The sequence below is a fragment of the Kaarinaea lacus genome (genome assembly GCF_975902315.1).
This window is the reverse complement of record NZ_CDLKIE010000289.1, coordinates 1-7,466: the sequence shown is the minus strand read 5'-3', so window position 1 is coordinate 7,466 and position 7,466 is coordinate 1. Positions and strand designations below refer to the sequence as shown.

Sequence of the window (7,466 nt, the reverse complement as noted above, 5' to 3'; positions counted from 1 at the left end):
CGCAGGATTCAATTTTACTGGATTTACGGATGAGGATTTTTCAGCCGCCAAATACACGGCAGAAGGATTCTATGTGAGATTCCGCTTTGCCTTCGATCATTATACTGCGCGTAAAGCGATGGCCTGGTGGGAAAATTAAAATATCTAACCGTTAAGATGCTAACTATTAGTCGTAAGTGTGCCAATTAATTGAGGCAACTCTGTTAATTCATGGCGCTTGAGGTAATCTACGATACCTTGATTGATTGAAGGACAAACCAGAGGATCATAAAACAGCGCGGTACCAACTCCCACGGCTGAAGCACCTGCAATAATAAATTCAATCGCGTCTTCAGCTGTCATTATTCCGCCCTGGCCAATGATAGGGATATCGTGATTTTTGCATACCTGGTAAACCTGGTGCACTTTAAGCAATGCAACTGGCTTAATTGCAGGACCAGATAAACCACCCTGGTTGGCACCAATAATCGGTACACGGTTCTCAATATCGATCGCCATTCCCATGAGTGTATTGATGACAGCGAACCCATCGGTTCCTGCGTCAATGCACAATTTTGCATTGTGTGCGATATCGGTTTGATTGGGGGAAAGCTTGGTGATAAGTGGTTTATTAGTAACTGAACGGCATGCTTCTACCACTCGTGCGGACATCTCAGGATCATTTCCAAAAACGACACCACCCTCTTTAACGTTGGGACAGGATATATTGATCTCGATGGCATCAATTGGTGAATCGTCAAATAAGCGGGTGACTTCCTGGTATTCTTCAATGGTCGAACCGGATACATTGGCTATAAATCGTGTTTCGCCAAAATCCAGGTTTGGTAGAATATTTTTTACAACGTGTTCAGTTCCCGGATTCTGAAGTCCAATAGAATTAATCATTCCCATTGGCGTTTCAGCGAGACGGTGCAGCGGATTACCCAACCTTGGTTCCAGGGTAGTGCCCTTCAGGCACACGGCACCTACATCGCGGTTGGAAAAACCTTTCACCCGCGTATATTCCTCACCAAAACCTACACAGCCTGACAATAACACCAAAGGAGTGTCGAATTGCATGCCACAAAATTCACTGGCTAGCATTTTTTTGTCGTTTTCCGTCATAGAACCGAAGGCCGCATTTTGTTTGTGCCACTATTCTATCAATATTTTTACAGATTACCTAAGGTTTGCTTTTGCTGGTAGCGCCAATTTGGAAATTTGCTATGATGATGTTTATGTTTCATATCGTCCTGGTTGAACCAGAAATACCCCCTAACACCGGCAATATCATTCGCTTGAGTGCAAATTGTGGCGCGCAACTTCATCTCATCAAACCGCTGGGTTTTGACCTTACGGATAAAAAACTCCGCCGAGCGGGGCTGGACTATCACGACCTGGCACATGTCACACTACACGACTCTCTGGAGGATTTTTTTTCTGCAGTTCAACCGAACCGCGTATTTGCATGTTCAACCAGGGGTACGAAAAATTTTTCCGAAGTGGCCTATCGACCAGGCGATACTTTTATTTTCGGTCCGGAAACAAGAGGACTGACTGCGAGCTTCCTGGCTACCCTGGATAAGGATTCTGTCATTCGTATTCCTATGCTTAAGGGCAGCCGGAGCCTTAACCTGTCAAATGCAGCCGCTATTATTATTTACGAGGCATGGCGACAAAACGGTTTTGACAAAACCACTGAACCTTAGCTCATATCGTTTCCGATTTCTGTTCTCTTGACAGCAAAGCCTGTACAGCATCACGCGGTTTTTCTCCTTCATAAAGGATCCGGTAAACCTCCTGGCTGATTGGCATGTCCACAGCGTGACTGATTGCCAACTCATTGACTTCGCGGGCTGTCTGTACACCTTCTACCACCTGATCAATGGCGGCCAGGGCAGTTTCCAGGGATTCTCCCTTACCCAGTCCCAAACCCAAACGCCGATTGCGCGATTGATTATCGGTACAGGTCAGTACCAGATCTCCCAGCCCGGCAAGCCCCATAAAAGTATCTCGGTGACCACCCAAAGCATCACCCAGGCGCATAATTTCAGCCAGACCCCGTGTAATCAAGGCAGTCCGCGCATTGGCTCCAAAATCCAGTCCATCCGCAATACCGGCTGCAATCGCTAACACATTTTTAACCGCACCACCTACTTCAACACCAACCACGTCATCACTTGTGTATACCCGGAACGTTGATGTATGTAGTCTATCCGCCAGGTAATGAGCAAATGAGGTATCGCTCGATGCAACTGTAACCGCAGTCGGTAAACCTTTTGCCACTTCCCTGGCAAACGTGGGACCTGAAATAACTGCAATGGGTCTTTTGTCACCAAAAACGTCCAGCGCAACTTCATGCAGTAATTTACCAGACCCGGATTCAAAACCCTTGGTTGCCCAGGCTATTCGCTGGTTTGCACTAAGGAGAGGTGCAATTGATTCCAGCATTGAGCGAAATGCGTGGCTTGGAACAACGATAATAATGTCGCCAGCATCAGCAACGGTTTTTTCAAGATCACTGCTTACTTGCAATGTATCGGGGAAAGAAGTATCAGGTAGATAGCGAGTATTACAACGCTCGGAATTCAGCAAAGACATATGACTTTCATCCCTGCCCCATAACAAGGCAGGCCTTCCATCACGTGATAGCGATATCGCTATAGCGGTTCCCCAGGAGCCGGCGCCAAGAACTGCAATTGGTTTTTCGACAGAATTCACAATGCGTTTAGTAACACCTGTTAACGAATGGCGCGATTAATGAACCGCTTCATCGCCGGAAGTTGCCTGTTCTCCCGACTGTGCCTGCATTCGCTGAAGATGCTCATGATAAATGGCATCGAAATTTACCGGCGCTAAAAGTAACTGTGGGAAACCACCCTTGGTGACTAAATCAGATATTACTTCACGCGCAAATGGAAACAGGACATTCGGGCAATAACTGCCAAGCATCGCGCCACGTTCATTGTCAGGAAATCCCTTAATGGTAAAAATGCCCGCTTGATGTATTTCAACTAAATAAGCAACTTTATCATCCATCTTGACGGTCACCGTAATACCCAATACCACTTCATGTACATCCTCTGCTATTGCTTTACCTTTGGTATCCAGCTCAACATTTACATCTGGCTTCCACTCCTGGGTAAAAACTTCTGGTGAATTGGGTGTCTCGAAAGATAAATCCTTTACATAGATTTTCTGCATAGCAAATTGCTGTTGGTTTTCCGTATTTTCAGCAGCAGCTGATTGTGATTCAGACATAGTAAGATATACCTTTATAATTTGTTATAGAGTTTTTCTAAATAATTCCAGGTGACACGTCATTAAATTATCAATCAACGTATCGCCTCAAATATTCTGTTTTATCCAGGACGTCAAGCCTTGCTGATCCATGGCACCGGCGATTCTTGTAACTTCCTGCCCATCACGGTAGATAACCAGCGTAGGTATGCTTCGGATGTTTGCGGCAGCAGCAAGTGCCTGCTCAGACTCAGTATTCACTTTAGCAAAACGAACATAGGGCTCCATTTGTTGTGTTGCCGCCGCAAAAACCGGGGCCATCATCTTACATGGGCCACACCATGATGCCCAGTAATCAACTACAACAGGGAGCTGGTTCTTTTGTATAAAGCGCTGGAAACTGGCACTGGTCAAGTCTGTGGGTTGCCCGGAAAATAGCGGGGCACGACATACTCCACATTTTCCTCCAGCCGCTAATTTATCTTTAGGCAAGCGATTTATGCTATTGCATTGAGAACAAACAATGAGGGAATACTCGCTCATGGAATTTATGAAATAAGATAAATTGAGGAATCACCTAAGACCCAGTATTCCATCCAGCTCCTCACCAAACTCAAGTTCAGCAAGGTCATCGAAGCCGCCTATATGTCTGTTACCAATAAATATCTGCGGTACAGAGGTACGATTGCTGCGCCGCTCCATCTCATCCCGTAAATTTAAATCCTGGTCAACACGGAATTCAATATACGATACGCCTTTTGAATCCAATAGCATTCGCGCCCTGGTGCAGTAAGGACAGAATTCGGTGCTATAGATTTCAATCTTGATACTTTTACTAATATTCGAGTTATTATTAGCAAAAAATGAGTTACTCATTTACGCCCTCTTGGAACACTGCTATTCCATTATGGTAAAAGCAGGTAATTTATATCCATTACCGATTCTGCTAATACCAATTTATTTAAGGCATCCTGCCTTAAACCCCATGCCCGTATAGTTCTTTTGCCCAACTGCTATATTAAAAATTCATTAAGCTCGTTTCAAGCCAAGAATTTCATCTAACTGACCATTTCGGTCTAACTGATGCAATTCGTCGCAGTTTCCAATATGACTTTCACCTATAAAAACCTGGGGAAATGTTGTCTGCTGCGACCGGTCGTGTATGGTTTTCTTTATATCCGGACTGTTATCTACATTAACTTGTTGAAAGTTAACGCCTTTTTTATTCAACAAGCGCGTGACCTTGCCCGAATATGGGCAGTAACTTGTTGTATAAACAATAATTTTCTCTTTCTCGTCGGGTGAATCCTGGTGGGTAGCAGCCGGTTCAACAACCTCACTGCTCTCCTTGCTTCTACTTATATTAGGTGTTTTTTTTTGAGCATTTTTATCTTTACCGGACTTACTCTTAAGTCCTGATTCTGTTGGTAAATTTGCCTGTTCCCAGCTCAGCATTCCACCCGACAGGTTATGTAATTTATCAAATGCACTGTTTTTCAAAGTCCGTGCAGCCTGCATTGAGCGGTTGCCACTCTGGCAGACCAGAATCACTGGGTCTGATTTACGACTCTGAATTTCTGCGATTCTGGAACTTAACAATCCCAGCGGAATGCTCACTGAATTTGCAATATGGGATTTTTGATACTCTTCCTGGGTACGCACATCAAGTACTAATGCGTTGTCGTGATTCATCAATCGTACCGCTTCCATTGCTGTTACATTTTTTGCACCAGACGGACTTATATAAGTACGTAGCAGAAGAAACAGGATAATGAAAAAGGCCGCTACAAGAATTATATTGTTAGTTGCGAAATCGATGAGTTGTTGCATAACTTTCTGATTCTCTATTTACCTATTTGTCATCAGTATTTGCCTGAATAAGCCCTGTTACCGACTTTCACGCCGCTGATTATATTGGCTAAATATTATTCGGTAACTGTTGCTGCAGTATACCGACGAAATCAGGCGAGTAACGGGATTATTAAAAAACTACAGGATAAAACTCTACCAGGTCTCAGGAAGATGCTGAATTTCCTGGGTATTTAATTATTAGTGTGTCGAACAAAAAACTTCTCGCATCATACCAATTAAACGAAGTGTTCGAGTATCGCCAACGCGATAATAAACTCGATTCGCGTCTTTCCTTGATGACAAAATACCTTTATCCCTCAGTATTGCCAGGTGCTGCGAAATATTGCTCTGCGAAGTTCCTACCATAGTCACAATATCCTGAACACTCACCTCCTGGTCTCCCAGTGCGCATAAAATCTTGAGGCGCAATGGATGCGACATTGCTTTTATGGAACGGGAAGCCCGTTCGATATCCTCATCTTTTGTAATGAGCATGTCTTGCTCTACCATAGAAACCACCCTTTAAATTTTTTCACCCGATGTTTCTGGTGACACAGTGTTTCTCTCACACAAACATCAATCCAGGAAAAAGCGAATCTAAACAATGCAATAATAGAATAATATAACACATTCGCTAATTACTAATATTACTAATTATCGTTATGTTTAGCAGTTTTTCTACTTAAAATTTGCGGCAAGGAAATGTCATACAAGCGACAATACAGCGCAGATTTGACTATAAACCACGCATAGAGGGAACGGAGAAATATTCTGGAAATTGAAGCATTTATAGTCGGATTCTGTTATCATACCCTTAGAATCAAGGGTATCCAGGGGCTTAGCCCCAGCACATATCACTGAGTATTTTAATCTGTTTTAATTGAATCAATAACCTATGGCAGCAGTTCACAAACCCATTGCTCTCATCGTTTTAGACGGTTGGGGCTACTCTGAAAATTCCCAATTCAACGCCATCGCCAAAGCTAAAACACCCACCTGGGATCACTTATGGGATCGTTTCCCTCACACATTGATCAAGGGTTCCGGCACAGAAGTGGGATTACCCAGCGGACAAATGGGCAACTCAGAAGTGGGGCATCTAAATCTAGGTGCGGGGCGTGTTGTCTACCAGGAATTTACGCGCGTTAGCCGAGCCATAAAAACCGGTTCTTTTTTTACCAACCAAACACTGACTGATGCAGTTGATCAGGCAATCAACAACAATAAGTCACTCCACATCATGGGACTGCTGTCTGACGGGGGTGTCCATAGTCACGAAGATCACATTCAGGCGATGGCCAAATTAGCCGTGGAACGAGGCGCCAAAGAAGTCTATCTTCATGCATTTCTGGATGGTAGAGACACCCCACCAAAAAGCGCAGAAACCTCCTTGTCTGCCATGGATCAAACATTTAAGGAATTGGGTGCTGGACGCATCGCTTCTATTGTCGGACGTTATTATGCAATGGACCGGGATCATCGCTGGCCACGCGTAAAAGCCGCATATGATTTAATCACAGACGCCAGTGCAGACTACGAGGCTGAGACTGCAATTGCCGGCTTACACATGGCATATGAGCGAGATGAAACTGATGAGTTTGTAAAACCAACCCGCATCGTGCCCACCGGACAACAACCCGCGCGGATAAAAGATGGCGACATCGTGGTGTTTATGAACTACCGCTCTGATCGCGCCAGACAAATCACACGACCATTTATTGAGCCTGACTTTACTGAGTTTGAAAGGGAGTCCACTCCAAAACTTGGATGTTTTGTCAGTTTGACTGAATACAGCGCAGGATTTGATGTACCGGTTGCGTTCCCACCTGACCGTTTAAAAAATGTATTTGGCGAATACATTTCAAAATTAGGTTTGCATCAATTACGTATTGCTGAAACAGAAAAGTATGCCCACGTTACATTTTTCTTTAACGGCGGAGCAGAAGAACCTTTCCCAGGCGAAGATCGCATTTTGATTCCCTCACCGGATGTAGCGACTTATGACCAAAAACCCGAAATGAGTGCTTACGAACTAACTGACCAACTCGTTGAGGCTATCGAAAGCGGTAAATATGATGCAATAATCTGTAACTATGCAAATCCGGATATGGTTGGCCATACAGGTAACTTTGAAGCCACCGTTAAAGCAATTGAAGCTCTGGATAAATGCCTTGATCGCGTCGTAGATAGCATACAACGAGTGGGTGGCGAACTATTAATAACTGCGGATCATGGTAACGCAGAACAAATGCGTAACCCGGATACCGGTCAAGCACATACAGCCAGCTCATCGAAAAAATCGGTTTCATTGAGGCACGGGAAGTTCCGGCACCGGAAAGCGCCAGCCTTCAGATCGAAGTTGAGGTGATGTGGGATCATCAGCCCGGCGGCGAAGT

General features: G+C 44.4%; 9 protein-coding genes. 2 read left to right on the top strand and 7 right to left on the bottom strand.

Annotation, left to right across the window (positions count from 1 at the left end; translation table 11 throughout):
- Nucleotides 1-159 precede the first annotated feature (159 nt).
- Complete coding sequence (locus ACWVCM_RS09165) at nt 160-1,104, bottom strand: dihydroorotate dehydrogenase (RefSeq protein WP_455201437.1); 945 nt, start codon at nt 1,102-1,104, stop codon at nt 160-162.
- Nucleotides 1,105-1,205: 101 nt separating this feature from the next.
- On the opposite strand from ACWVCM_RS09165, the gene trmL reads away from it, so the two are divergent.
- Entirely contained in the window at nt 1,206-1,688 is a 483-nt protein-coding gene (gene trmL, locus ACWVCM_RS09160) for a tRNA (uridine(34)/cytosine(34)/5-carboxymethylaminomethyluridine(34)-2'-O)-methyltransferase TrmL (RefSeq protein WP_455201436.1), read from the top strand.
- Between the two features lies 1 nt (nt 1,689).
- Here the strand turns inward: trmL and gpsA are convergent, their stop codons facing one another.
- The 6 genes from gpsA to ACWVCM_RS09130 all read right to left on the bottom strand — a co-directional run bounded on the left by gpsA (nt 1,690) and on the right by ACWVCM_RS09130 (nt 5,580).
- A complete protein-coding gene (gene gpsA / locus ACWVCM_RS09155) occupies nt 1,690-2,700 on the bottom strand; it encodes an NAD(P)H-dependent glycerol-3-phosphate dehydrogenase (RefSeq protein WP_455201435.1) in 1,011 nt (336 codons plus the stop codon).
- 36 nt (nt 2,701-2,736) lie between these two features.
- On the bottom strand, nt 2,737-3,240 hold the full coding sequence (gene secB, locus ACWVCM_RS09150) for a protein-export chaperone SecB (protein ID WP_455201434.1): 504 nt from the start codon (nt 3,238-3,240) through the stop codon (nt 2,737-2,739).
- Between the two features lie 87 nt (nt 3,241-3,327).
- A complete protein-coding gene (gene trxC, locus ACWVCM_RS09145) occupies nt 3,328-3,762 on the bottom strand; it encodes a thioredoxin TrxC (protein WP_455201433.1) in 435 nt (144 codons plus the stop codon).
- Between the two features lie 30 nt (nt 3,763-3,792).
- Complete coding sequence (gene grxC, locus ACWVCM_RS09140; protein WP_455201432.1) at nt 3,793-4,095, bottom strand: glutaredoxin 3; 303 nt, start codon at nt 4,093-4,095, stop codon at nt 3,793-3,795.
- A 153-nt stretch (nt 4,096-4,248) separates the two neighbouring features.
- Nucleotides 4,249-5,049 (bottom strand): rhodanese-like domain-containing protein, encoded by an 801-nt coding sequence (locus tag ACWVCM_RS09135; RefSeq protein ID WP_455201431.1) that lies wholly within the window; start codon nt 5,047-5,049, stop codon nt 4,249-4,251.
- A gap of 219 nt (nt 5,050-5,268) precedes the next feature.
- Complete coding sequence (locus ACWVCM_RS09130) at nt 5,269-5,580, bottom strand: ArsR/SmtB family transcription factor (RefSeq protein ID WP_455201430.1); 312 nt, start codon at nt 5,578-5,580, stop codon at nt 5,269-5,271.
- A 385-nt stretch (nt 5,581-5,965) separates the two neighbouring features.
- Between ACWVCM_RS09130 and gpmI the strand changes: the two genes are divergently transcribed.
- Nucleotides 5,966-7,438 carry a 2,3-bisphosphoglycerate-independent phosphoglycerate mutase gene (gene gpmI, locus ACWVCM_RS09125; protein ID WP_455201429.1) on the top strand — a complete coding sequence of 491 codons (1,473 nt, stop codon included), beginning with the start codon at nt 5,966-5,968 and terminating at the stop codon, nt 7,436-7,438.
- The last annotated feature ends 28 nt before the right edge of the window (nt 7,439-7,466 follow it).